The organism is Dechloromonas denitrificans, assembly GCF_020510665.1.
GTDB lineage: Bacteria > Pseudomonadota > Gammaproteobacteria > Burkholderiales > Rhodocyclaceae > Azonexus > Azonexus denitrificans_B.
Window position 1 is genome coordinate 895,499 of sequence record NZ_CP075187.1, and the last position, 21,555, is coordinate 917,053.

Genomic DNA, 21,555 nt, shown 5'->3' on the forward strand with positions numbered 1-21,555 from the left:
TACCGCAACGCATCCGGCGGCTATTGAATCAGCGTGCGCAAGAGGTCTTCGCGGCATTTCAGACGGATGCTGGAGCGGTCGGAAACGTCGGTGATCATGATGAATGGCACCCTGGTCAGTGTGCTGTCCGACATGACGCTGGATAGCAGGTCGAAACCGTTGGTTTTCGGCATTTCCAGATCGCTGATGATCAAGTCAGGCGATAGATACTGCGCTTTTTGGTAGCCTTCAAGGCCGTCGTGCGCCATCTCGACAGCGCAGCCCATATGACGAAGAATGGCCAAAACTCCTTCGTGCATCGAGGCAGAGTCGTCGACAACCAGCACTCGGGCCAGCGGCGTATCGCCGGATTGTTCTGGGCGGAGGGTTTCCATGATTTTGCCAGTGGGTTTGGCGTTGTTATTTTGGTTATATTTTTAATTTTCGAAATGCCCGGGGCGGGCATAAGGTCTTTCTCCGTTGATGCACGTCAAGGCTTGGCTTCCGGCCTTCGGGTGCAATAGCGCCAACACTTTTTGAAGGCATTTCATGTTCCGAATCTCCCAGTACATGCAGGAAATCGCCGAGCCAAGTCCGCTCGGTCCGAAGCGCAATCCGCCCGGCCCGGTGGTGATCTGGAACCTGATTCGCCGTTGCAATCTGACTTGCAAACATTGTTATTCGATTTCGGCCGACACCAATTTCCCCGGTGAACTGACGACCGAGCAGGTTTATACGGTCATGGACGACCTCAAAGGTTTCCATGTGCCGGTGCTTATCCTCTCCGGCGGCGAGCCGCTGCTGCGCCCGGATATCTACGACATCGCCAAGCGCGCCAAGGCCAAGGGGTTTTACGTTGGCCTGTCGTCGAATGGCACGCTGATCGACGAAAACAATATCGGCCAGATCGCCGAGTGCGATTTCAACTATGTCGGCGTTTCGCTCGACGGCATCCGTGAAACGCACGACAAATTCCGCCGCATGGACGGCGCTTTCGAGGCTTCGCTGAAAGGCATCCGCCTGTGCCGTGATCTCGGCCTGAAGATCGGCGTACGTTTCACCATGACGCAGGACAACGCCCACGACCTGCCCGGCCTGCTCAAGCTGGTCGAAGACGAGGGAATCGACCGTTTCTATTTCTCGCATTTGAACTATGCCGGGCGCGGTAACAAAAATCGCAAGGACGATGCCCAGCACAAGCTGACGCGCTGGGCGATGGACCTGCTCTTCGACACCTGCTGGGAATACAAGCAGCGTGGGCTGGAGAAAGAGTTCACCACGGGCAACAACGATGCTGACGGCGTTTACTTTCTGCACTGGGTGCGTCGCCGTTTTCCGGACAAGGCGGCACACGTCGAGGCCAAGCTGCGCCAGTGGGGCGGTAATTCATCGGGCGTCAATGTCGCCAACATCGACAATCTGGGCAACGTGCACCCGGACACCATGTGGTGGCATCACAAGCTCGGCAATGTGAAGGATCGGCCGTTTTCGGAAATCTGGCCGGATACGTCGGACGAACTGATGGCCGGCCTCAAGCAGCACCCGCGGGCCGTCAAGGGGCGTTGCGGCGAATGTGCCTACCTCGGGATCTGCAACGGCAACACCCGTGTGCGCGCCCAGCAAATGACCGGCGATGCCTGGGCGGAAGATCCGGGCTGTTATCTGGTCGATGAGGAAATCGGGTTATGAACATGCAGCAAGACGATCAAGCAAACGCGGCATCCGGTGCTTTGGGCTGGAAAATCCTGATCCCGGCCGGTTTCGCAGCGTATTTTCTGTTGGGCATGGCGCAGATGGCAGAAGCGGCTGATGTGCCGGCTGCCTACAAGGAGCATTGCGCAGCTTGTCATGGCGAAGCGCGGCTCGGCGGTGTCGGCCCGGCCCTGATTCCGGAAAACCTGGCGCGCCTGCGCAAGGGTGAGGCGGAAAAGGTGATCAAGGAAGGGCGGGCGGCTACCCAGATGCCGGCCTTCGGCGAGAAACTTTCGCCGGCCGAAGTCAAGGCGCTGGTTGAGTACGCCTACACGCCGATCATGCCGATGCCGGTGTGGGATGAGGCCGCGATCAAGGCTTCGCGCATCGTCAATCATGCGCCGGGGAGTTTGCCGGACAAGCCGCAGTTCAAGTCTGATCCGATGAATCTGTTCGTCGTGGTTGAAAGCGGCGACCACCATGTGTCGATTCTCGACGGTGACAAGCTGGAACCGATTCATCGCTTCCAGTCACGCTTTGCGCTGCATGGCGGCCCGAAATTCACGCCGGAGGGGCGTTACGTCTTCTTCGCTTCGCGCGATGGCTGGATCACCAAGTTTGACCTGTGGAACCTGAAAGTGATTGCCGAAGTGCGGGCCGGAATCAATACGCGCAACGCCGCGGTTTCCGGCGATGGTAAATGGGTCGCGGTAGCCAATTACCTGCCGCACAGCCTGGTCATCCTCGATGCCGATCTCAATCTGAAAAAGATCCTGCCGGTCGCCGACAAGGATGGTAAGACGACTTCGCGCGTCTCGGCCGTCTATGACGCCAGCCCGCGCCAGAGCTTTGTGGCCGCACTGAAGGACGTGAAGGAAGTCTGGGAGGTCTCGTACAACCCGAAGGCCGACGACATCCCGGCCGGCATGATTCACGATTTCAAATACAAGGAAGGTGCGTTTGTTTCCGGCTTCCTCAATCCGCAGCGCAGCCAGCTTGATGACTACCTCGATGATTTCTATTTCACGCAGGGCTACGACGAGGTCATGGGCGCTTCGCGCAACGATGCCAAGGCGGCCGTCACGGGGCAGGTGGTCAATCTTGATGCGCGCAAGAAAATTGCCGACCTGGAGTTGCCCGGCATGCCGCATCTCGGTTCCGGCATCAGCTGGACGTGGAAGGATGAAAACGGACAGGACAGGACCGTGATGGCGACGCCGAACCTGAACGAAGGGCTGATCAGCATCATCGACATGAAAACCTGGAAGACGATCAAGCAGATCAAGACCCGCGGCCCCGGATTTTTCATGCGCAGTCATGAAAACAGCCGTTATGCATGGACCGATTCGATGATGAGCAAGGAGTTCAAGGACACCATGCAGATTATCGACAAGGACAAGCTGGAAATCGTTGCCGAACTCAAGCCGGCACCAGGCAAGACCTTCGCCCACGTCGAGTTCACCAAGGATGGCAAGTACGTGCTGGCCAGCCTGTGGGAAATGGACGGCGCGCTGATCGTGTACGACGCGGTGACGCTCAAGGAAGTGAAGCGCCTGCCGATGAAAAAACCGGTCGGCAAATACAACATCTGGAACAAGATCACGAAGTCGGAAGGTACCAGCCACTAGGCGCTCCGAGCGCTGGTGCCGGACATCGTTTCGGGTTGAAATGAGTGGTCGACCGCGGCATGCCGCCCGGTCGCCATGCTGCTCCGGTTTCAGCGGATGATCAGTTGGGTGCCGTCGCGGGTGACCGGCATGGCAAAGTCGAAACGATCCGGTTCGGCACAGAGATCGAGATCGGCCAGCGGCAAGTTCGGCCAGGTGCCGGCACTGAAGCGCCGGCCGAAATCGGAATGCCTGACGCGTTCGGCAAATACTTGCGCGCTCGGTTGTTCCCCGCGCAGCAGGGCTTCGATGTAGTCGGCGCAAGCGATGTCTTCATCGCCGTCGCGGTCTACCCACTCACCGGTAATGACAAAGCAGATTTCACTGGCCCCCGTGCGGCGAATGGCTTCTGCCGTGGCCCGAGCGCAGACCAGGCTGGCGGCGTAAAGCCGGCGTGCGTGATGGAAACGCTGCAAACCGCGGACGCCTGCTGCCGTCGTCATGACGACGGGTTTGCCGGACAGCTCGGCGTCGATCAGTTGCGACGGAGAGTTGCCGTAATTGAAACCGGGAACCGGATCGCCGCCGCCGATGGCGCCGATCGATACGGCGTCGGGCAATCGGTCGTGCAGCGCAATGGCCGAAGCAATCGCCTCGACCGGGTAAATCGCCGACGCTCCCTTGGACAGGGCGACGGCGGCGGTCGTGAACGAGCGCAATACGTCGATGACCACGACGGTGTCCTGTGGATCAGGCTGGTTATGCAGTCGATTCAGGAAGATGCGCGAGAATTTCATGGCCGGCGCCAGCGGGAGGCCTGGCCGGCCTCGTTGTCTGTAGCTTGGGGATTAGCGCCCGAGATGATGCAATACGGTGTGCAGGCGTTCAGCTGCGTACGCTGCTTCCGGGTCGTTTTCGGTTTGCTTCAGGATTTCAGCCCAATTGATGTAACGATCAAGCCGGACCAGTGCGTTGGCGCTGATCGTATCCATCTCGATACTGAGCGCCACTTTGTCGCCATGGGCATTGACCTTGTACTCGAACGATCCTTGCATGTTTCATTCTCCAGGTTGTGAGGCATTGACAGCCCCAGTGTATAGGGCGGGCGCGGCAATGGGAATGCCGATCCGCTTGCGGCAAGGATAACAAGGCCGTAGGGCCGGCGATTTGCGCTAGCGCAAACTGAAAATACAAAGCCTGAAATACAATCGCCCACCCCATGAACAGTTTTTCGCGAGCCGCTTGTCCGGCGCCCAATGGCTTCTTCAGAAAAGGAAAGACGATGCAACGACGTGATGTATTGAAAACGGTGGCCGCAGCGATGGCTGGTGCCTTGTCGGGGACGGCGATGGCGGCAGGGCAGCATGACCACCACGATCACGGCAATATGACCAAGCGCAACGCCGGTCTGATCGCGGCCAGCGCGGATTGCCTCAAAACCGGCGAGGCCTGTCTGGCCCACTGCATTTATTTGCTGGGGACGGGCGACAAGGAAATGGCAGCCTGCGCACAGTCGGTCAACGAACTGCTTGCTTCCTGCACGGCGCTGATGAAGCTGGCCGGCCAGGATTCCCGTTATGTGCCGGCATTCGCCAAGCTGGCCGCTGAAGTGTGTGCGACCTGCGAGAAAGAGTGTCGCAAGCATGCTGATCACCACGCTGAATGCAAGGCCTGCGCCGACTCCTGCGCGGCCTGCGTCAAGGAATGCAAAAAGGCTGCGGCCTGAGTTTGCGGCGAGTGCAATAACGCCCCGGCCTCAATCCGGCGCGTTGCATTTTGGGCTTGTTGCTGCGGTCGACCGCAGCAACAAGCCTGAATTCGTATGGACAGTCTGAAATTTTCCGATGATGCCGATTCCCGCTGATTGCCGCCAAATCCTGCTCTGCCTGGCCCCGGCCTGGGATGCCCCGGACGGGCATTTGCAGTGCTTCAGGCGTTTGCCGGGCGGTGCATGGGAACCGGAAGGCGAAGCCCTGCCCGTGACTTTGGGGCGCAACGGCCTGGCTTGGGGGCGTGGCCGGCATCCGGCAATGAGCGGCCTGGTCAAGCAGGAGGGGGATGGACGCGCGCCGGCCGGCGTGTTTTCGATCAGCGCAATATTCGGTTATGCGCCCGCTGCCTGCGTGAACGGCCTGCCTTATCTGTCGGCCCACCCTCGGCTGAGATGTGTCGACGATCCCGCCTCGGCGCACTACAACTGCCTGGTCGATCAAGCATCCTGCACGGTGGACTGGACGTCGAGCGAGGCGATGTTGCGCACCGATGCCCGTTACGAGTTGGGCGCCGTGGTGGCCCACAATGCCGATGCACCGAAGGCCGGCTGCGGCTCGTGTATTTTTCTGCATGTCTGGGAAGCTCCGGGCGTGCCGACGGCGGGTTGTACTGCCATGGCACTGGCCGATATGCGCCGTATCGTTGCCTGGCTGGATGGTGCGGCAGCGCCTGTTTTGGTCCAGTTGCCGAGCCAGGTATACGCCTCTTTGCGGGCGGACTGGGCCTTGCCGCTGTGGGGCGGGGCGGCACTGGGCGACCTGCAGCCATGATCGGTCGGCATGGGCCGACGGCGACAGTCGCCGGCGACTGGGCTAGACTGGCGCACCTTCAACCTGCCTGCCTTTTCCCGTGCTGAATCGAATCTGGGTTGCTTTCATTCTTGTCGGTTTTGCGGCGGCCGTGCTGCAGTTGCTGCAGGGCGATCTGGCGGTGTTTTCGCGCGTGCTGAACGGCTTGTTCGATACCGCGAAAACCGGTTTCGATATTTCGCTCGGCCTGGTCGGTGTCATGAGCTTGTGGCTGGGGGTCATGAAAATAGGCGAGAAAGGCGGGTTGATCCAGCTTTTCGGGCGTGCGCTGGGGCCGTTCTTTCGCCGCGTCTTTCCCGATATTCCGGCCGGTCATCCGGCGAGCGGCAGCATCGTGATGAATGTCAGCGCCAACATGCTGGGGCTGGATAATGCAGCGACGCCGCTCGGTCTTAAGGCGATGCGCGAGCTGCAGGAGATCAATCCGCAGAAGGATACGGCGAGCAACCCGATGATCATGTTCCTGGTGCTCAACACGGCGGGCATCACGCTGATCCCGACCTCGGTGATCGCCATTCGCCAGAGCATTGCGCTGAAGCAGGGGCTGGTCGGTTTCAATGCCGCCGATATTTTTCTGCCGACGCTGCTCGGCACTTTCGTTTCCTTTTGCGCCGGGCTGATCGCGGTCGCCATCTGGCAGCGTATCAACCTGTTCTGCAAGCCGGTGCTGGCATTTTTCGCCGGCTTTGCCGCGCTGATGGCCGGCTTGTATTTCTGGCTGGCCGGCATGCCGGCGGAACAGATGGCGCAAATGATCGGTTTGCTCGGCAGCGGCCTGATCGTGTCGATCATTGTCCTGTTTGTCGCCGTCGCCGCCTGGCGCGGCATCGATGTCTACGAAAGTTTCGTCGAGGGGGCCAAGGAAGGCTTTGGCGTTGCCGTGCAGATCATTCCTTACCTGATCGCCATGCTCGTCGCTATCTCGGTGTTTCGCACCACCGGTTGCATGGATTACCTGATCAGCGGGATTCGCAGCCTGGTGCTGGCGCTCGGCATGAACGACGACTTCGTGCCGGCCTTGCCGGTCGGCTTGATGAAGACGCTTTCCGGCAGCGGGGCGCGCGGCCTGATGGTCGATGTGATGACCACCTACGGCGTCGATTCCTTCCAGGGCAAGCTGGCGGCGATCATCCAGGGATCGACGGAAACGACGTTTTACGTGCTGGCGGTCTATTTTGGCAGCGTCGGCATCACCAAGACACGCTACGCGCTGGCCGGCGGCTTGATTGCCGATGCGGTCGGGCTGGTGGGGGCGATTCTGATCGGCTATGCCTTTTATCACTGAGAATGCTGCGGTCGACGATGAAAATCGGTCAAAATCGCGTTTTTCCATTCAAGCCTGAGCGCGTGTCCACCATCGTTCTCCTCAACAAGCCTTACGGCGTTCTCAGCCAGTTCACGCCGGAAGGCAAGTGGCGGGCGCTCGACGAGTTCATTCCGCTCAAGGATGTTTATGTCGCTGGCCGGCTGGATGCCGACAGCGAAGGTTTGCTGATCCTGACCGATGACGGCAAGTTGCAGGCGCGCATCGCCGACCCGAAGTACAAGCTGGAAAAAACCTATTGGGCTCAGGTCGAAGGCGTGCCGGATGAGGTGGCGCTCGATCGTTTGCGGGCCGGTATCAAGCTCTCCGATTTCACCACCCAGCCAGCCAAGGTGCGGCTGATCGACACGCCGGCCGAACTCTGGCCGCGCGATCCGCCGATCCGTTTCCGCCAGGCGATTCCGACCTCGTGGCTCGAAATCCGGATTTCCGAAGGCAAGAACCGCCAGGTCCGGCGGATGACTGCGGCCATCGGGTATCCTACGCTGCGCCTGGTGCGTGCCGCGATTGGTGGATTGACGGTGGCAGGCTTGGGGCAGGGAGAGTGGCGGCGTTTCGAAGGCAGTTACAAGGATTTGCAAGGAAAAATCAATGAATAAACCCCTTTTCGGCCTGCTGGCCGCCGGGCTGCTCAGCGGTGCTGCGCTGGCCCAGAGTTCGATGCCGGTCATGGAGTTGACCACGGGATTCCACCGCATCGAGGCTGAAGTTGCCGCCAACGACCAGAATCGCCAAGTGGGCCTGATGAATCGCAAGAGCATGCCGCAGCAGCATGGCATGTTGTTTGTCTTCGCTCAGAACAACACGCACTGCATGTGGATGCGCAATACCTTGCTGCCCTTGTCAGTGGCTTTTGTCGATGCCGATGGCTACATCATCAATATCGAGGACATGCAGCCGCAGACCGAAGACAACCACTGCGCCCGTAAGCCGGCCCGTTACGCCCTGGAAATGAATCTTGGCTGGTTCGCCCAGCGCGGCATCAAGCCCGGCAGCAAGCTCAACGGCATCGACAAGGCACCGCGTCCCCAGTAATGAAACGCAGCAAATGGCGCGAGCATTTGCCGCGCGGGCGGCTTGATCCGCAACTTTATTCCTGGCTGGTCGAGCCGGGCTCGCTGACGACCCGACTCCAGCGCTGCAGCCGGTCGTTTCGGGTGCGTCTGCTCAGCTATCGTCTCGGCCAACCCTTGCCCGACGAGGCCATCCAGCTCGAAGCCGGCCGCCATCTGGCGCACGTTCGCGAAGTCTTGCTGGAATGCGATGCCGTCCCGGTGATTTTTGCCCATACCATGTTGTCGACCGCGACAAACGGCCGGCTAGGGCGCTGGTTGGCCCGCCTGGGGACACGCTCGCTGGGTTCCCTGCTTTTTGCACATCCAGGCTTCAACCGCGGGGTCATCGAATTCATCCGTCTCGACCCGCGCCATCCACTTTTTGTCCGGGCCGTTCGGGCGGCAGATCTTGTCCGCGCACCGCGCCACCTCTGGGCTCGCCGTTCGCTCCACGTACTGGCAGCGCAGCGGGTGCTGGTGACCGAGGTGTTTTTGCCGCCAGTTACTTTGTTGCAACAAGAAATGGTCTTGCCGGATTGTTATTGCCGCTAGCGATCCGGCGTATTCGCTCTTCTAATGAAAACAGGGCACCGCGGTGCCCTCAGACTGCTGACAAAGCCTCCAAGCGATTGGGGGCTTTATTTTTTATAATGCAGGTATGCTCAAGCCTGTCTACCCTGCCCAAACGGAACTGGAGATGGTGACGTTGGAGCAATTGGTCCCGAAAGACCACTTGCTCCGGCTGCTCGACCAGCACATCCGGTTTGATTTCATTCGTGAAGCGACCCAGCACCTGTATTGCGAGAACAATGGCCGACCAGCGATTGATCCGGTGGTGTTGTTCAAGATGTTGTTCATTGGCTACTTGTTCGGGATTCGCTCCGAGCGACGGCTGGTGAAGGAAATAGAGGTCAATGTGGCTTACCGCTGGTTTCTCGGCTTTCGACTGACGGACAAAGTGCCGGATGCCTCGACGCTGTCGCAGAATCGCCGTCGCCGCTTTGTCGGGACGGACATTGAGCAACGCATCTTTGACGGGATTGTCGAGCAAGCCATTGAGCACAAGCTGATTGGCGGGCGGGTGCTGTACACCGACAGTACCCACCTGAAGGCGAACGCGAACAAGCGGCACTTTGAAGTGCATCAGGTTGAGCAAACCCCTGCGGCCTACCTGGCCGAACTGGATGCAGCCATCGAAACGGACCGAGCCGCCGCGGGCAAGAAGTCGCTCAAGCGTGATGACGATGATTCGACACCGCCGATGAAGGAGGTCAAGGTCAGCACGGTCGATCCCGACGCAGGTTTCATGGCCCGCGACAACAAGCCGACCGGCTTCTTTTATCTGGATCACCGGACTGTCGATGGCGTGCATGCTTTGATCGTCGATACCCATGTCACGCCGGGCAATGTCCATGACAGCCAGCCCTACCTTGCCCGCCTGGATCGGGTCATGGAGCGCTTTGATCTGGCCGTGGGCGCCGTCGGGCTGGATGCCGGGTATTTCACCCCGCAAGTCTGCAAGGGCATTCTCGAGCGGGCACTGTTCGGGGTGATGGGCTACAAGCGACCCACACACCGCGATGGCTATTTCTACAAACGGGACTATCTCTACGATGCGGTCCAGGACTGCTACCGCTGCCCGGCCGGGGAGGTTCTACCGTACCGGACGACCAACCGGCTGGGTTATCGCGAATACGCCTCGAACCCGGCGCGGTGTGCCGATTGCGGCGTGCGCGGGCAATGCACGCAGAGCCGGAACCATCAGAAGCTCGTGACCCGGCATCTCTGGGAAGGTTTCAAGGAAGCGATCAACGCCAATCGCCTGAGCGACCTGGGCAAACGGCTGTACGCCCGGCGCAAGGAAACAGTGGAGCGCAGCTTTGCCGATGCCAAGGAGTTGCATGGCCACCGTTACGCTCGCTTCCGTGGCTTGGCCAAGGTGCAGGCGCAGTGCCTGCTCTCGGCGGCCTGTCAGAACATGAAGAAGATGGCCCTGCTGCTGGCCCGCAAGGCGGCAGCCTTATTGGCCAAAATCCTCGCACGAACCCGTTTTGCCGCCCCATTCGCCCGCCATCTTTGGCAGATCGGGGTTCCTAACCTGAATTTCAGAATCCGCCTCGCTTCGGCTTGAAGCCAGGAGTCTCCCTGATTTCCAACCAGAAAAACAAACCCCCCGAAAAATCGGGGGTTCGTCAGCAGTCTGAGGGCACCGCGGTGCCCTGTTGTTTTTCGGGGAAACCCCGGTCGCCCTGGGGACGATTAGCCTGCGAAGTTGGCTTCGACGAAGGACCAGTTGACCAGCGAGGCCAGGAAGGTTTCAACGAACTTCGGACGCATGTTGCGGTAGTCGATGTAGTAGGCGTGTTCCCAGACGTCGACGCAGAGCAGAGCCTTGTCGCCGGTGGTCAGCGGGGTGCCGGCGGCGCCCATGTTGACGATGTCGAGCGAGCCATCCGCCTTTTTGACCAGCCAGGTCCAGCCGGAACCGAAATTGCCGACAGCGGAGGTCTGGAAGGCGGTCTTGAAGGCATCCAGCGAGCCCCACTTGGCATCGATGGCTGCAGCCAGCGCGCCAGCCGGTGCGCCGCCGCCGTTCGGGGTCATGCAGTTCCAGAAGAAGGTGTGGTTCCAGACCTGGGCTGCATTGTTGTAAACGCCGCCGGCCGGGGCCTTCTTGACGATGGCTTCGAGGTCGAGGTTTTCGTACTCGGTACCCTTGATCAGGTTGTTCAGGTTGGTGACATAAGCCTGATGGTGCTTGCTGTAGTGGTAGTCAAAGGTTTCGGCCGACATGTGCGGGGCGAGTGCATCTTTGGCGTACGGCAGTTGCGGCAGTTGATGTTCCATTGTTTTCTCCGTTGTATGTGTAAAGGGGTAAAACGAAAATTCTAGTCAGCTTCCGGCGTGGCGACAACTTGCTTGACGGTAACGGATGCTGACCCTCGGGCAAAACTGATATTCAGCGACGCGCCGGATGCCAGTGTGCCGGCATCGCGGATTGCCTTGCCGTCTGCACCGATCGCCAAGGCGTAACCGCGCGCCAGTACGGCATGTGGATCGAGTTGCTTGAGACTGCTGGCCAGTGAATTAAGTTTCCCGGTTTGTCGGGAAATTTGCCAATTGGCCTGGCTGTGCAGCCGGTAGGCCAGGTGGGCGATGTTTTCCCGCTGGGCGGATGGCTGCGGGCGGGCCGCATGCAGTCGTTGCCGGAGGCTGGCTTGATGCATGTGGGCGGCTTGGTTTTGATGCGCCATGGCATGGTGCAGGCGCAGCCCGAGTTGGCTGACATCGCTGTGCCGTTGACGCAGGCGCTCGGCTGGATGAATCAGGCGTGTGGCCAGCCAGTCCAGTTGCTGCTGCTGTTCAGCCTGGTTGCGCTCAATTTGGCGAACAAGCTGTTGCTGCAAGCGTGCCAGGCTGAGGCGCAATGCCTCGCGATCCGGGCCCAGCAGTTCGGCAGCGGCGGTCGGTGTCGGCGCGCGCAGGTCGGCAGCAAAATCGGCAATCGTGAAATCGGTTTCGTGACCGACACCGGAAACAACCGGGATAGGCGCCGCAGCAATCGCCCGGGCAACACATTCTTCGTTGAAGGCCCAGAGATCTTCGATACTGCCACCGCCCCGGCACAGGATGATGGCCTCGCAATCGCTGGTGCTGGCCGCATTCAATGCAGCAGCAATTTTCTCGCCGGCACCTTCGCCTTGCACCGGCGTCGGAAAAAGTGTCAGCCTGATATGTGGCGAGCGGCGCCGGAGTGTACTCAGCACATCGCGCAAGGCGGCAGCTTGCGGGCTGGTGACGATGGCCAGGTAGCGCGGGAAGCTCGGCAGTGGTTTCTTGCGGTCGACGGCAAACAAACCTTCATTTTCGAGCTGTGCCTTGAGGCGGAGGAAGCGTTCGAACAGGTCTCCCTGACCAGCCCGACGGACGGCTTCGATGTTCAGCTGGAATTCGCCGCGTGGTTCGTAGAAGGAAACGAGCGCACGCGCTTCGATTTTCTGGCCATTTTCCAGCCGCCAGCCGAGCAATTGGGCGCGGCTTCGCCACATCACGCAGCGAACCTGCGCGCTGGCATCTTTCAATGAGAAATAAACATGACCCGAAGCGGCATAGGTCAGATTGGAAATTTCTCCGCCAATCCAGGTGAGTGGGAAGGCGGTTTCAAGACATTCGCGTACCAGGCGATTGAGCCCGGCGACGGTCAGCACTGAATTATTGACAGGCGAAGCGATATTTTGCATGCCCGGATTGTAACCCGTGAAAAATATTCGAGGCAGACTGTTGACAGTCAAAAATATTCTTAACTTATTGATTTTATTGAATCTAAAGAATATGCCTTGTTTTTTGGCAGAGTATAAAAAAGCCTTTGCCGGAATGGGGTTAGCGCACTTGATGACAATTCATTCACAGACTTATCCACAGATTTTGGGGATAAGAAAAAAACCGTCGATTTCATGGGGCTTGCCCCGCGACGGGGGGAGAGGCAGAATCACGGGCTAACATTCCACCAAGGATTTCTCACGTGTTTGCTATCGTTCAGGCCGCCGGCTGGCCAATCTGGCCTTTGCTCTTCGCTTCCATCGTTGCTGTCGCCCTGATTATCGAGCGTCTGGTTGCCTTGCGCCGCTCCAAGGTGGTTCCGAATGGCTTGCTGCAACGGGCGGTCGGCGAGTTCAAGCGCGGCGCCAACAATGACAAGCTGCTCGATGATCTGGAGCGCCATTCGCCGCTCGGCCGCGTACTCTCCGCCGGCCTGCGCAATGTCAATGCGTCGCGCGAGATCATGAAGGAGTCGATCGAGGAAGCGGGTGGTGGCGTGGCTCACGAACTGAATCGCTATCTGACGACGCTCGGCACGATTGCCTCGATCAGCCCGCTGATGGGCCTGTTCGGTACGGTGGTCGGGATGATCGAGATTTTCGGTTCGCAATCGCCGACCGGTTCGAATCCGCAGCAACTGGCGCACGGTATTTCCATTGCGCTGTACAACACTGGTTTCGGCTTGGTCATCGCCATCCCGAGCATGATTGCCTGGCGCCATTTCCGCGCACTGGTCGATGGCTTTGTCGTCGAGATGGAGCAGCAGGCAGTTCGCCTCGTCGAATACATGCACGGCGATCGGAAGTAAGCGATGAACTTTCAACGCGGGCGCAGCCGGGAAGAGCCGGAAATCAATCTGATCCCGATGATCGACGTGCTGCTCGTCATCATCATCTTCTTGATGTTGACGACGACCTACGCCAAGTTTTCCGGGCTGGAAATCAATTTGCCGACGGCTGATGCCAGCAAACAGGCCGAGCAGCCGAACGAGATCGATGTTGCGGTCACGGCATCCGGGCAGATTTTGATCAACAAATCGCCGTTGACCGCAGCAGACGTCAACAGCATTTCGAATGGCCTGCGTCGTGCCGCAGGCTCCCGCCAGGATCCGGTGATCGTGATCAATGCCGATGCCAAGGCAACGCACCAGAGCGTGGTCGATGTCATGCAGGCAGCGCAAACGGCAGGTTATCCGCACATTTCCTTTGCCACTCAAGCGCCGCGCTGATGTTTTCTGCGTGGCTGCAGCGTCAATGGTTTGATCAACGCCGGCTTGCGCCGGCGTTGTGGCTTCTGCTGCCGCTGAGCGGCCTTTTTGTCGTTCTCGCTGCTTGGGTTCGGCGGCGTACCCGGCCGGAAAAACTGGCGGTGCCGGTCATCGTCATCGGCAATATCACCGTCGGTGGGGCCGGCAAGACACCGCTCACCCTTCATCTTGCCCGTGTCTTGCAGCAACGCGGCTGGCGTCCGGGGATCGTCAGTCGTGGTTACGGCGGTGAAAATGCCGTGCCGCGCCGGGTCGACCGTGACTCCCTGCCGGCCGAGGCAGGCGATGAGCCGATTCTGCTTGCCCGACGCAGCGGTGTTCCGGTCTGGGTGGGGCGTCATCGTGCGGCGGCAGGGCGCGCATTGCTGGCCGCGCATCCTGAGGTCGATGTGATTCTCTGCGATGACGGGTTGCAGCATTACCGCCTGGCACGCGATGTCGAGCTGGCTGTTTTTGACGGGCGTGGAGCCGGCAACGGCTGGCGTTTGCCGGCCGGGCCGTTGCGCGAGCCCTTGTCGCGCCTTGCTGCGGTCGACGCGATTATTTGCAATGGTTTGCCGGATGCCCGCCTGCCAGCCGATGTGCCGCGCTTTGAAATGCGCCTGCAGCCCGGCCTGTTTTATCGCCTCGATGCGCCGACTGAACACTGCGAGGCCGGGGCTTTTTTCGGCAAAAATCTGCATGCGCTGGCCGGTATCGGCGATCCGGGCCGCTTTTTCCGCACCCTTGAAGGGCTTGGGCTGGACTTCGAGGCTCACCCGTTTGCCGATCACCATGCTTATACGGCGGAGGATCTTGTCTTCGCCAAGGACAGCATTCTGCTGATGACCGAGAAGGATGCAGTAAAATGCGCCGGTCTTGTGGCGGGGGAAACCTGGGTTTTGCCCGTCGAGGCCGAGCTTTCGCCGGCCCTTATTGATCTTATTCTGGAGAAATTCCGTGGACGCCAGGCTGCTTGATATCCTCGTCTGCCCGATTTGCAAGGGCAACCTCGAACACCGCAAAGCTGAAAAGGAACTGGTTTGCAAACCCTGCAAGCTGGCGTTCCCGATCCGCGACGATATCCCGATCATGCTGGAAGACGAAGCGCGCCAACTGTCAGCGGACAACGAGTAATGCCCGGCCTGCTTTTCAAGGTGGTCATCCCGGCGCGTTTCGCGTCGACCCGGCTGCCCGGCAAGCCTTTGCTCGATCTGGGTGGCAAGCCGATGGTTGTGCGGGTTGCCGAGCGAGCCAGGCTGTCCGGCGCTGAAGAAATCTGGGTGGCGACCGACAATGCCGATGTCCGGGCGGCGGCCGAGGCGCATGAAGTGGCTGCGCTGATGACGCGGGCCGATCATCCGACCGGCACTGACCGCCTGGCCGAAGTGGTCGAGCAGCGTGGCTGGAGCAGCGATACGATCATCGTCAATGTGCAGGGCGACGAACCGTTGATCGAGCCTGAAGTCATCATCCAGACGGCTCGCCAACTGGCCGCCAGCGGTGCCGACATCGCGACGGTGGCACATCCGATTCACGATCCGGCCGATTTCTTTAATCCGAACGTGGTCAAGGTGGTTTGTCGGGCCGATGGCGATGCCGCCTATTTCTCGCGCGCCCCGATTCCTTATGCGCGTGATCACTTCGCCCGCGAAAAAGGCGGCGATAGCTTGCCGCCCAATTTTCCGGCTTATCGACATGTCGGTCTGTACGCCTATCGGGCCAGCTTTTTGAAGGCTTACGCCGGGTTGACCGTGGCACCGACCGAGGAATTCGAATCACTCGAGCAATTGCGTGCCCTTTGGCACGGCTACCGGATCAGCGTCACGCTGATCGATGCGGCGCCGGCGCCGGGGGTCGATACGCCCGAAGATGCCGAGCGGATGCGCAAACTGTTTGACCGGGCCTGAAATAGCGAGTAATTTTTCGGGCTTACATGACGGCTTCAAGTCAGCGGCTTCAAGTCAGGCCGATAAAAAGATTTTTCGATACATAAACCGAGGGACTTTCCATGAAATTGATTTTGTTGGGCGCTCCGGGCGCCGGTAAGGGCACGCAAGCCACGTTCATCTCCAAGGAATTCGGCATTCCCCAGATTTCCACCGGCGACATGCTGCGCGCTCAAGTCAAGGCAGGCACCGCCCTCGGTCTGGAAGCCAAGAAGCACATGGATGCAGGCGGCCTGGTGCCGGATGCAGTCATCATCGGCATGGTCAAGGATCGCCTGACCCAGGATGATTGCAAGAACGGTTACCTGTTCGATGGCTTCCCGCGCACCATTCCGCAAGCTGACGCCATGAAGGATGCCGGCGTGGCGATCGATTTCGTGCTTGAAATCGACGTGCCGGACAGCGACATCATCGAACGTATGGCTGGCCGTCGTGCCCACCTGTCGTCGGGCCGCACCTACCACGTCAAGTTCAACCCGCCGAAGGTCGAAGGCAAGGATGACGTGACCGGTGAAGAGTTGGTTCAACGCGATGATGACAAGGAAGAAACCGTCAAGAAGCGTCTCGATATCTACCATTCGCAAACCAAGCCGCTGGTTGATTTCTACACCAAGTGGGCAGCTGCCGGCGATGCCAAGGCACCCAAGGTTCGCAAGGTGGCCGGCGTTGGTACGGTCGACACCATTACCAAGAGCGTTTTCGACGCATTGAAGTAAAAGGAGCCTGAGATGACGGTCAAGAATGCCTTCTACGCGCAGTCAGGGGGCGTGACTGCCGTCATCAATGCGACGGCGTGCGGCCTGATCCAGGAAGCACGCCGACATCCCGACAAGATCGGGAAAGTCTATGCCGGTCGCGACGGCATCATCGGTGCCCTGACCGAAGACCTGATCGATACCAGCCTCGAAACCGACGAGGCCATTGCCCGCCTGCGCAGTACGCCGGGTGGCGCTTTCGGTTCCTGCCGCTACAAGCTGAAAAGCCTGGAAGATCATCGGGCTCAATACGAGCGTCTGATCGATGTGTTCAAGGCGCACGACATTGGCTATTTTTTCTACAACGGTGGCAACGACTCCATGGATACCGCCTGGAAGGTTTCCCAGATTGCTGAAAAAATGGGTTATCCGGTGGTTTGTGTTGGCGTACCAAAGACTGTTGATAACGATTTGCCGCTGACCGATTGCTGCCCGGGGTTTGGTTCAGTCGCCAAGTATGTCGCGACGTCGATCCGTGAAGCCGGCTACGACGTGGCCTCGATGGCTCGCACATCGACCAAGATTTTTGTGCTTGAAGTCATGGGGCGGCACGCTGGCTGGATTACCGCCGCCTGCGGGCTGGCTTCCGAAAATGTCGGCGAGCCGCCGCACATCCTGCTTTTCCCTGAAGTGCCGTTCAATCCAGAGCGTTTTCTGGCGCGCGTCGATGAGTGCGTCAAGCAATACGGCTATTGCACGGTGGCTGTCTCCGAAGGTTTGTCGGATGCCGACGGCAAGTTGATTGCGGATTCCGGTAGCAAGGATGCTTTTGGCCATTCGCAACTGGGTGGCGTCGGGCAGATTGTGGCTCAACTGATCAAGGATAAGCTGGGTTACAAATACCATTGGGCGCTGGCTGATTATCTGCAGCGTTCCGCTCGCCACCTTGCATCGCGGACCGATGTCGAGCAGGCGCATGCGCTGGGTGTTGCTGCGGTCAACCTGGCCTTGCAGGGTAAAAATGCCGTGATGGCGACCATTGATCGCCTGGCCGATGCGCCGTATCGCTGGGAAATCGGCGAAGCTCCGCTCAAGGATGTCGCCAATGTCGAGCGCAAGATGCCAGCCGAATTCATTACGGCTGATGGCTTCCACATCACCGATGCCTGTCGCACCTATTTGCAGCCACTGATCGAGGGCGAGGAACCGCCGCCGTATCGCAACGGCTTGCCCGATTATGTTCGCTTGCAGAACATCTCCATTGCCAAAAAGCTGGAGGCGTTCAAAGTCTGATTTTTTGTTAGCCTGAAGAGGGGGGAGTAATGTCTACACCGTTGTTGCTGGCGCTAGCCTGCGCCGTGTTGGCTGTCCTGTATGGCTGGGTTTCCAGCCGACAGATCCTCGCGTTGCCAGCCGGTAACGAGCGCATGCAGGAGATCGCCAGGGCGATCCAGCAGGGGGCTGAAGCCTATCTCAGCCGACAGTACCGGACTATCGCCCTGGTGGGGGGCGTACTCTTCCTGGCTATTGGTTTGATTCCCAAACTGGGTTGGCTGACTGCATTCGGTTTTCTGGTCGGTGCCGTGCTTTCAGGTGCTGCCGGTTTCATCGGGATGAATGTTTCGGTGCGGGCGAACGTACGTACCGCGGAGGCTGCGCGTAGAGGTATTTCTGCCGCTCTCGATGTCGCGTTCAAGGGCGGGGCCATTACCGGCATGCTGGTGGTCGGCCTCGGGCTACTCGGCGTGGCCGGCTACTTTGCCTTTCTCAAGTCGGTTAATCCAGCTGGCGCCGATCTTCACCATGTGATCGAGCCGCTGGTCGGGCTGGCTTTTGGTTCCTCGCTCATTTCCATTTTTGCTCGTCTGGGTGGCGGTATCTTCACCAAGGGCGCTGACGTTGGTGCGGATCTGGTCGGCAAGGTCGAAGCTGGCATTCCGGAAGATGATCCGCGTAACCCGGCTGTCATTGCTGACAATGTGGGTGATAACGTCGGCGACTGCGCCGGCATGGCGGCCGACTTGTTTGAAACCTATGCCGTGACAGTGGTGGCGACGATGGTGTTGGCAGCCCTGACGATCAAGACGGCGACCGGTCTGGGTGAGAATCTGGTGCTTTATCCATTGGCGCTGGGTGCGGTTTCGATCATCGCTTCGATTGTCGGTTGCTATTTCGTCAAGGCGACCGAAGGCGGAAAAATCATGTCGGCTCTTTATCGCGGCTTGATCGTCGCGGCGCTCCTGGCGTTGGCAGCCTACTATCCGGTGACCGCCTGGTTGATTGGCGCCGGTGCGATATTGCCGGATGGCTCGGTGATCAATACGGCGACCATGTTCGGCTGTTCTGTCGTTGGCCTGTTGTTGACCGCGGCGCTGGTCTGGATTACCGAGTACTACACTGGGACGGACTACGCACCGGTCAAGCATGTGGCCGATTCCTGTCAGACGGGGCATGCAACCAATATAATTGCCGGCATCGGTGTTTCGATGAAAGCATGCGCCTGGCCGGTCATTGCGGTGTGCGCTGCAATTTATGCGGCTTTTGCCATGGGTGGATTATTCGGTATTGCGATTGCGGCAACGTCGATGCTGTCGATGGCCGGTATCGTTGTGGCGCTTGATGCCTACGGTCCGATTACCGACAACGCTGGCGGGATTGCCGAAATGGCCGAGCTGCCGAAAGAGGTGCGCAATGTGACCGATCCGCTCGATGCTGTCGGCAATACCACCAAGGCCGTCACCAAAGGATACGCGATTGGCTCCGCTGGTCTGGCTGCTCTCGTTCTCTTCGCTGACTACACGCACGGCCTGGAGGCAGCCTCCGGCAAGGTCTTTACCTTTGATCTGTCGAACCATCTGGTCATCATTGGTCTCTTCATCGGTGGCTTGATTCCCTATCTGTTCGGTGCCATGGCCATGGAGGCCGTTGGTCGCTCTGCCAGTGCGGTGGTGATGGAGGTTCGCCGACAGTTCAAGGAGATTCCGGGCATCATGGAAGGAACTGCCAAGCCGGACTATTCCCGTGCTGTGGACATGTTGACCGCGGCAGCCATCAAGGAAATGATGATTCCGTCGATCTTGCCGGTCGCCGTGCCTATTGTCATCGGTCTGCTGCTCGGTCCGCAGGCCTTGGGCGGTTTGCTGGTCGGAACCATTGTTACCGGCTTGTTTGTTGCCATCTCGATGACAACCGGCGGAGGCGCCTGGGATAACGCCAAGAAATATATCGAGGATGGCCATTTCGGCGGCAAAGGGTCTGATGCGCACAAAGCGGCGGTGACCGGAGATACCGTCGGTGATCCCTACAAGGACACGGCCGGGCCAGCGGTCAATCCGCTGATCAAGATCATCAATCTGGTTGCCTTGCTGATCGTTCCGTTGATAACCTGAAAGGCCGTGAGGCAGAGTAAAAGGCGGCCTTGGCCGCCTCAGACCGCTGACAAAGCCTCCAAGCGATTGGGGGCTTTATTTTTTATAATGTCGGCATGCTCAAACCTGCCTACCCCGCCCAAACGGAACTGGAGATGGTGACGTTGGAGCAATTGGTCCCGAAAGACCACTTGCTCCGGCTGCTCGACCAACACATCCGGTTTGATTTCATTCGTGAAGCGACCCAGCACCTGTATTGCGAGAACAATGGCCGACCGGCGATTGATCCGGTGGTGTTGTTCAAGATGCTGTTTATTGGCTACTTGTTCGGGATTCGCTCCGAGCGCCGGCTGGTGAAGGAAATCGAGGTCAATGTGGCTTACCGCTGGTTTCTCGGCTTTCGGCTGACGGACAAAGTGCCAGATGCCTCGACGCTGTCGCAGAATCGCCGTCGCCGCTTTGTCGGGACGGACATTGAGCAACGCATCTTTGACGGGATTGTCGAGCAAGCCATTGAGCATAAGCTGATTGGCGGGCGGGTGCTGTACACCGACAGTACCCACCTGAAGGCGAACGCGAACAAGCGGCACTTTGAAGTGCATCAGGTTGAGCAAACCCCTGCGGCCTACCTGGCCGAACTGGATGCAGCCATCGAAACGGACCGAGCCGCCGCGGGCAAGAAGCCGCTCAAGCGTGATGACGATGATTCGACACCGCCGATGAAGGAGGTCAAGGTCAGCACGGTCGATCCCGACGCAGGTTTCATGGCCCGCGACAACAAGCCGACCGGCTTCTTCTATCTGGATCACCGGACTGTCGATGGCGTGCATGCTTTGATCGTCGATACCCATGTCACGCCGGGCAATGTCCATGACAGCCAGCCCTACCTTGCCCGCCTGGATCGGGTCATGGAGCGCTTTGATCTGGCCGTGGGCGCCGTCGGGCTGGATGCCGGGTATTTCACCCCGCAAGTCTGCAAGGGCATTCTCGAGCGGGCACTGTTCGGGGTGATGGGCTACAAGCGACCCACACACCGCGATGGCTATTTCTACAAACGGGACTATCTCTACGATGCGGTCCAGGACTGCTACCGCTGCCCGGCCGGGGAGGTTCTACCGTACCGGACGACCAACCGGCTGGGTTATCGCGAATACGCCTCGAACCCGGCGCGGTGTGCCGATTGCGGCGTGCGCGGGCAATGCACGCAGAGCCGGAACCATCAGAAGCTCGTGACCCGGCATCTCTGGGAAGGTTTCAAGGAAGCGATCAACGCCAATCGCCTGAGCGACCTGGGCAAACGGCTGTACGCCCGGCGCAAGGAAACGGTGGAGCGCAGTTTTGCCGATGCCAAGGAGTTGCACGGCCACCGTTACGCCCGTTTCCGTGGCTTGGCCAAGGTGCAAGCGCAGTGCCTGCTCTCGGCGGCCTGTCAGAACATGAAGAAGATGGCCCTGTTGCTGGCCCGCAAGGCGGCAGCCTTATTGGCCAAAATCCTCGCACGAACCCGTTTTGCCGCCCCATTCGCCCGCCATCTTTGGCAGATCGGGGTTCCTAACCTGAATTTCAGAATCCGCCTCGCTTCGGCTTGAAGCCAGGAGTCTCCCTGATTTCCAACCAGAAAAACAAAACCCCCGAAAAATCGGGGGTTCGTCAGCAGTCTGAGGCGGCCTTGGCCGCCTTTTTACATTTATTCAGAACTCGATTTTTTTATCACGTTAGAATCTGAAAAAAATTGCTG

Annotated in this window: 23 protein-coding genes; 18 read left to right on the forward strand and 5 right to left on the reverse strand. The window is 59.2% G+C overall.

Annotated features, from left to right (window positions below; translation table 11 throughout):
* Window positions 1-20: 20 nt before the first annotated feature.
* On the reverse strand, window positions 21-374 hold the full coding sequence (locus tag KI614_RS04175) for a response regulator (protein WP_226408094.1): 354 nt from the start codon (window positions 372-374) through the stop codon (window positions 21-23).
* A gap of 154 nt (window positions 375-528) precedes the next feature.
* Between KI614_RS04175 and nirJ the strand changes: the two genes are divergently transcribed.
* Window positions 529-1,668: a heme d1 biosynthesis radical SAM protein NirJ gene (gene nirJ, locus KI614_RS04180; protein WP_226408096.1), complete on the forward strand. Its 1,140-nt coding sequence runs from the start codon at window positions 529-531 to the stop codon at window positions 1,666-1,668.
* Window positions 1,669-1,670: 2 nt separating this feature from the next.
* Window positions 1,671-3,299 (forward strand): cytochrome D1 domain-containing protein, encoded by a 1,629-nt coding sequence (locus tag KI614_RS04185; protein WP_413464191.1) that lies wholly within the window; start codon window positions 1,671-1,673, stop codon window positions 3,297-3,299.
* An 89-nt stretch (window positions 3,300-3,388) separates the two neighbouring features.
* Here KI614_RS04185 and KI614_RS04190 read toward each other — a convergent pair whose 3' ends face one another.
* Window positions 3,389-4,075 carry a 2-phosphosulfolactate phosphatase gene (locus KI614_RS04190; protein ID WP_226408100.1) on the reverse strand — a complete coding sequence of 229 codons (687 nt, stop codon included), beginning with the start codon at window positions 4,073-4,075 and terminating at the stop codon, window positions 3,389-3,391.
* A gap of 51 nt (window positions 4,076-4,126) precedes the next feature.
* Window positions 4,127-4,333, reverse strand: coding sequence for a hypothetical protein (locus KI614_RS04195; RefSeq protein WP_226408102.1), 207 nt, complete (start codon window positions 4,331-4,333; stop codon window positions 4,127-4,129).
* 227 nt (window positions 4,334-4,560) lie between these two features.
* Here KI614_RS04195 and KI614_RS04200 point away from each other — a divergent pair, with 227 nt between their 5' ends.
* The 7 genes from KI614_RS04200 to KI614_RS04230 all read left to right on the forward strand — a co-directional run bounded on the left by KI614_RS04200 (window position 4,561) and on the right by KI614_RS04230 (window position 10,370).
* Window positions 4,561-5,004 carry a four-helix bundle copper-binding protein gene (locus KI614_RS04200; protein WP_226408104.1) on the forward strand — a complete coding sequence of 148 codons (444 nt, stop codon included), beginning with the start codon at window positions 4,561-4,563 and terminating at the stop codon, window positions 5,002-5,004.
* A 118-nt stretch (window positions 5,005-5,122) separates the two neighbouring features.
* The gene (locus tag KI614_RS04205; RefSeq protein WP_226408106.1) at window positions 5,123-5,821 is read left to right on the forward strand and encodes a L,D-transpeptidase family protein; all 699 of its coding nucleotides are present in this window, start codon (window positions 5,123-5,125) and stop codon (window positions 5,819-5,821) included.
* Window positions 5,822-5,900: 79 nt separating this feature from the next.
* Window positions 5,901-7,145, forward strand: a complete 1,245-nt coding sequence (locus KI614_RS04210) for a nucleoside recognition domain-containing protein (protein WP_226408108.1) — start codon at window positions 5,901-5,903, stop codon at window positions 7,143-7,145.
* 17 nt (window positions 7,146-7,162) lie between these two features.
* Window positions 7,163-7,783 (forward strand): pseudouridine synthase, encoded by a 621-nt coding sequence (locus KI614_RS04215; RefSeq protein ID WP_413464174.1) that lies wholly within the window; start codon window positions 7,163-7,165, stop codon window positions 7,781-7,783.
* On the forward strand, window positions 7,776-8,219 hold the full coding sequence (locus KI614_RS04220) for a DUF192 domain-containing protein (protein WP_226408110.1): 444 nt from the start codon (window positions 7,776-7,778) through the stop codon (window positions 8,217-8,219). Before KI614_RS04215 ends, KI614_RS04220 begins: the two co-directional genes overlap by 8 nt.
* Complete coding sequence (locus KI614_RS04225) at window positions 8,219-8,791, forward strand: chorismate--pyruvate lyase family protein (protein ID WP_226408112.1); 573 nt, start codon at window positions 8,219-8,221, stop codon at window positions 8,789-8,791. Before KI614_RS04220 ends, KI614_RS04225 begins: the two co-directional genes overlap by 1 nt.
* 106 nt (window positions 8,792-8,897) lie before the next feature.
* A complete protein-coding gene (locus tag KI614_RS04230) occupies window positions 8,898-10,370 on the forward strand; it encodes an IS1182 family transposase (protein ID WP_226406936.1) in 1,473 nt (490 codons plus the stop codon).
* Window positions 10,371-10,498: 128 nt separating this feature from the next.
* Here KI614_RS04230 and KI614_RS04235 read toward each other — a convergent pair whose 3' ends face one another.
* Window positions 10,499-11,086: a superoxide dismutase gene (locus KI614_RS04235; RefSeq protein WP_226408114.1), complete on the reverse strand. Its 588-nt coding sequence runs from the start codon at window positions 11,084-11,086 to the stop codon at window positions 10,499-10,501.
* A gap of 41 nt (window positions 11,087-11,127) precedes the next feature.
* Window positions 11,128-12,480 (reverse strand): exodeoxyribonuclease VII large subunit, encoded by a 1,353-nt coding sequence (gene xseA / locus KI614_RS04240; RefSeq protein ID WP_226408115.1) that lies wholly within the window; start codon window positions 12,478-12,480, stop codon window positions 11,128-11,130.
* 281 nt (window positions 12,481-12,761) lie between these two features.
* Here xseA and KI614_RS04245 point away from each other — a divergent pair, with 281 nt between their 5' ends.
* The 9 genes from KI614_RS04245 to KI614_RS04285 all read left to right on the forward strand — a co-directional run bounded on the left by KI614_RS04245 (window position 12,762) and on the right by KI614_RS04285 (window position 21,406).
* Complete coding sequence (locus KI614_RS04245; protein WP_203468871.1) at window positions 12,762-13,367, forward strand: MotA/TolQ/ExbB proton channel family protein; 606 nt, start codon at window positions 12,762-12,764, stop codon at window positions 13,365-13,367.
* A 3-nt stretch (window positions 13,368-13,370) separates the two neighbouring features.
* Window positions 13,371-13,787, forward strand: a complete 417-nt coding sequence (locus tag KI614_RS04250) for an ExbD/TolR family protein (RefSeq protein WP_226408116.1) — start codon at window positions 13,371-13,373, stop codon at window positions 13,785-13,787.
* On the forward strand, window positions 13,787-14,785 hold the full coding sequence (gene lpxK / locus KI614_RS04255) for a tetraacyldisaccharide 4'-kinase (RefSeq protein WP_226408117.1): 999 nt from the start codon (window positions 13,787-13,789) through the stop codon (window positions 14,783-14,785). The genes KI614_RS04250 and lpxK overlap by 1 nt, the downstream gene beginning before the upstream one ends.
* On the forward strand, window positions 14,766-14,942 hold the full coding sequence (locus KI614_RS04260; RefSeq protein ID WP_203468874.1) for a Trm112 family protein: 177 nt from the start codon (window positions 14,766-14,768) through the stop codon (window positions 14,940-14,942). Before lpxK ends, KI614_RS04260 begins: the two co-directional genes overlap by 20 nt.
* Entirely contained in the window at window positions 14,942-15,715 is a 774-nt protein-coding gene (kdsB, locus tag KI614_RS04265; RefSeq protein ID WP_203468875.1) for a 3-deoxy-manno-octulosonate cytidylyltransferase, read from the forward strand. Before KI614_RS04260 ends, kdsB begins: the two co-directional genes overlap by 1 nt.
* A 101-nt stretch (window positions 15,716-15,816) precedes the next feature.
* The gene (adk, locus tag KI614_RS04270) at window positions 15,817-16,470 is read left to right on the forward strand and encodes an adenylate kinase (protein ID WP_226408118.1); all 654 of its coding nucleotides are present in this window, start codon (window positions 15,817-15,819) and stop codon (window positions 16,468-16,470) included.
* 12 nt (window positions 16,471-16,482) lie between these two features.
* Complete coding sequence (locus tag KI614_RS04275; RefSeq protein ID WP_226408119.1) at window positions 16,483-17,742, forward strand: 6-phosphofructokinase; 1,260 nt, start codon at window positions 16,483-16,485, stop codon at window positions 17,740-17,742.
* 29 nt (window positions 17,743-17,771) lie between these two features.
* On the forward strand, window positions 17,772-19,838 hold the full coding sequence (locus KI614_RS04280) for a sodium-translocating pyrophosphatase (RefSeq protein WP_226408120.1): 2,067 nt from the start codon (window positions 17,772-17,774) through the stop codon (window positions 19,836-19,838).
* A 95-nt stretch (window positions 19,839-19,933) separates the two neighbouring features.
* Window positions 19,934-21,406, forward strand: a complete 1,473-nt coding sequence (locus KI614_RS04285) for an IS1182 family transposase (protein ID WP_226405571.1) — start codon at window positions 19,934-19,936, stop codon at window positions 21,404-21,406.
* Window positions 21,407-21,555: the final 149 nt, after the last annotated feature.

Bases quoted from the DNA above. Each gene is read 5' to 3' on its own strand.
- KI614_RS04175 (WP_226408094.1), bottom strand. From the start codon at position 374: ATGGAAACCCTCCGCCCAGAACAATCCGGCGATACGCCGCTGGCCCGA.
- nirJ (WP_226408096.1), top strand. From the start codon at position 529: ATGTTCCGAATCTCCCAGTACATGCAGGAAATCGCCGAGCCAAGTCCG.
- KI614_RS04185 (WP_413464191.1), top strand. From the start codon at position 1,671: ATGCAGCAAGACGATCAAGCAAACGCGGCATCCGGTGCTTTGGGCTGG.
- KI614_RS04190 (WP_226408100.1), bottom strand. From the start codon at position 4,075: ATGAAATTCTCGCGCATCTTCCTGAATCGACTGCATAACCAGCCTGAT.
- KI614_RS04195 (WP_226408102.1), bottom strand. From the start codon at position 4,333: ATGCAAGGATCGTTCGAGTACAAGGTCAATGCCCATGGCGACAAAGTG.
- KI614_RS04200 (WP_226408104.1), top strand. From the start codon at position 4,561: ATGCAACGACGTGATGTATTGAAAACGGTGGCCGCAGCGATGGCTGGT.
- KI614_RS04205 (WP_226408106.1), top strand. From the start codon at position 5,123: ATGATGCCGATTCCCGCTGATTGCCGCCAAATCCTGCTCTGCCTGGCC.
- KI614_RS04215 (WP_413464174.1), top strand. From the start codon at position 7,163: ATGAAAATCGGTCAAAATCGCGTTTTTCCATTCAAGCCTGAGCGCGTG.
- KI614_RS04220 (WP_226408110.1), top strand. From the start codon at position 7,776: ATGAATAAACCCCTTTTCGGCCTGCTGGCCGCCGGGCTGCTCAGCGGT.
- KI614_RS04225 (WP_226408112.1), top strand. From the start codon at position 8,219: ATGAAACGCAGCAAATGGCGCGAGCATTTGCCGCGCGGGCGGCTTGAT.
- KI614_RS04230 (WP_226406936.1), top strand. From the start codon at position 8,898: ATGCTCAAGCCTGTCTACCCTGCCCAAACGGAACTGGAGATGGTGACG.
- KI614_RS04235 (WP_226408114.1), bottom strand. From the start codon at position 11,086: ATGGAACATCAACTGCCGCAACTGCCGTACGCCAAAGATGCACTCGCC.
- xseA (WP_226408115.1), bottom strand. From the start codon at position 12,480: ATGCAAAATATCGCTTCGCCTGTCAATAATTCAGTGCTGACCGTCGCC.
- KI614_RS04250 (WP_226408116.1), top strand. From the start codon at position 13,371: ATGAACTTTCAACGCGGGCGCAGCCGGGAAGAGCCGGAAATCAATCTG.
- lpxK (WP_226408117.1), top strand. From the start codon at position 13,787: ATGTTTTCTGCGTGGCTGCAGCGTCAATGGTTTGATCAACGCCGGCTT.
- kdsB (WP_203468875.1), top strand. From the start codon at position 14,942: ATGCCCGGCCTGCTTTTCAAGGTGGTCATCCCGGCGCGTTTCGCGTCG.
- adk (WP_226408118.1), top strand. From the start codon at position 15,817: ATGAAATTGATTTTGTTGGGCGCTCCGGGCGCCGGTAAGGGCACGCAA.
- KI614_RS04275 (WP_226408119.1), top strand. From the start codon at position 16,483: ATGACGGTCAAGAATGCCTTCTACGCGCAGTCAGGGGGCGTGACTGCC.
- KI614_RS04280 (WP_226408120.1), top strand. From the start codon at position 17,772: ATGTCTACACCGTTGTTGCTGGCGCTAGCCTGCGCCGTGTTGGCTGTC.
- KI614_RS04285 (WP_226405571.1), top strand. From the start codon at position 19,934: ATGCTCAAACCTGCCTACCCCGCCCAAACGGAACTGGAGATGGTGACG.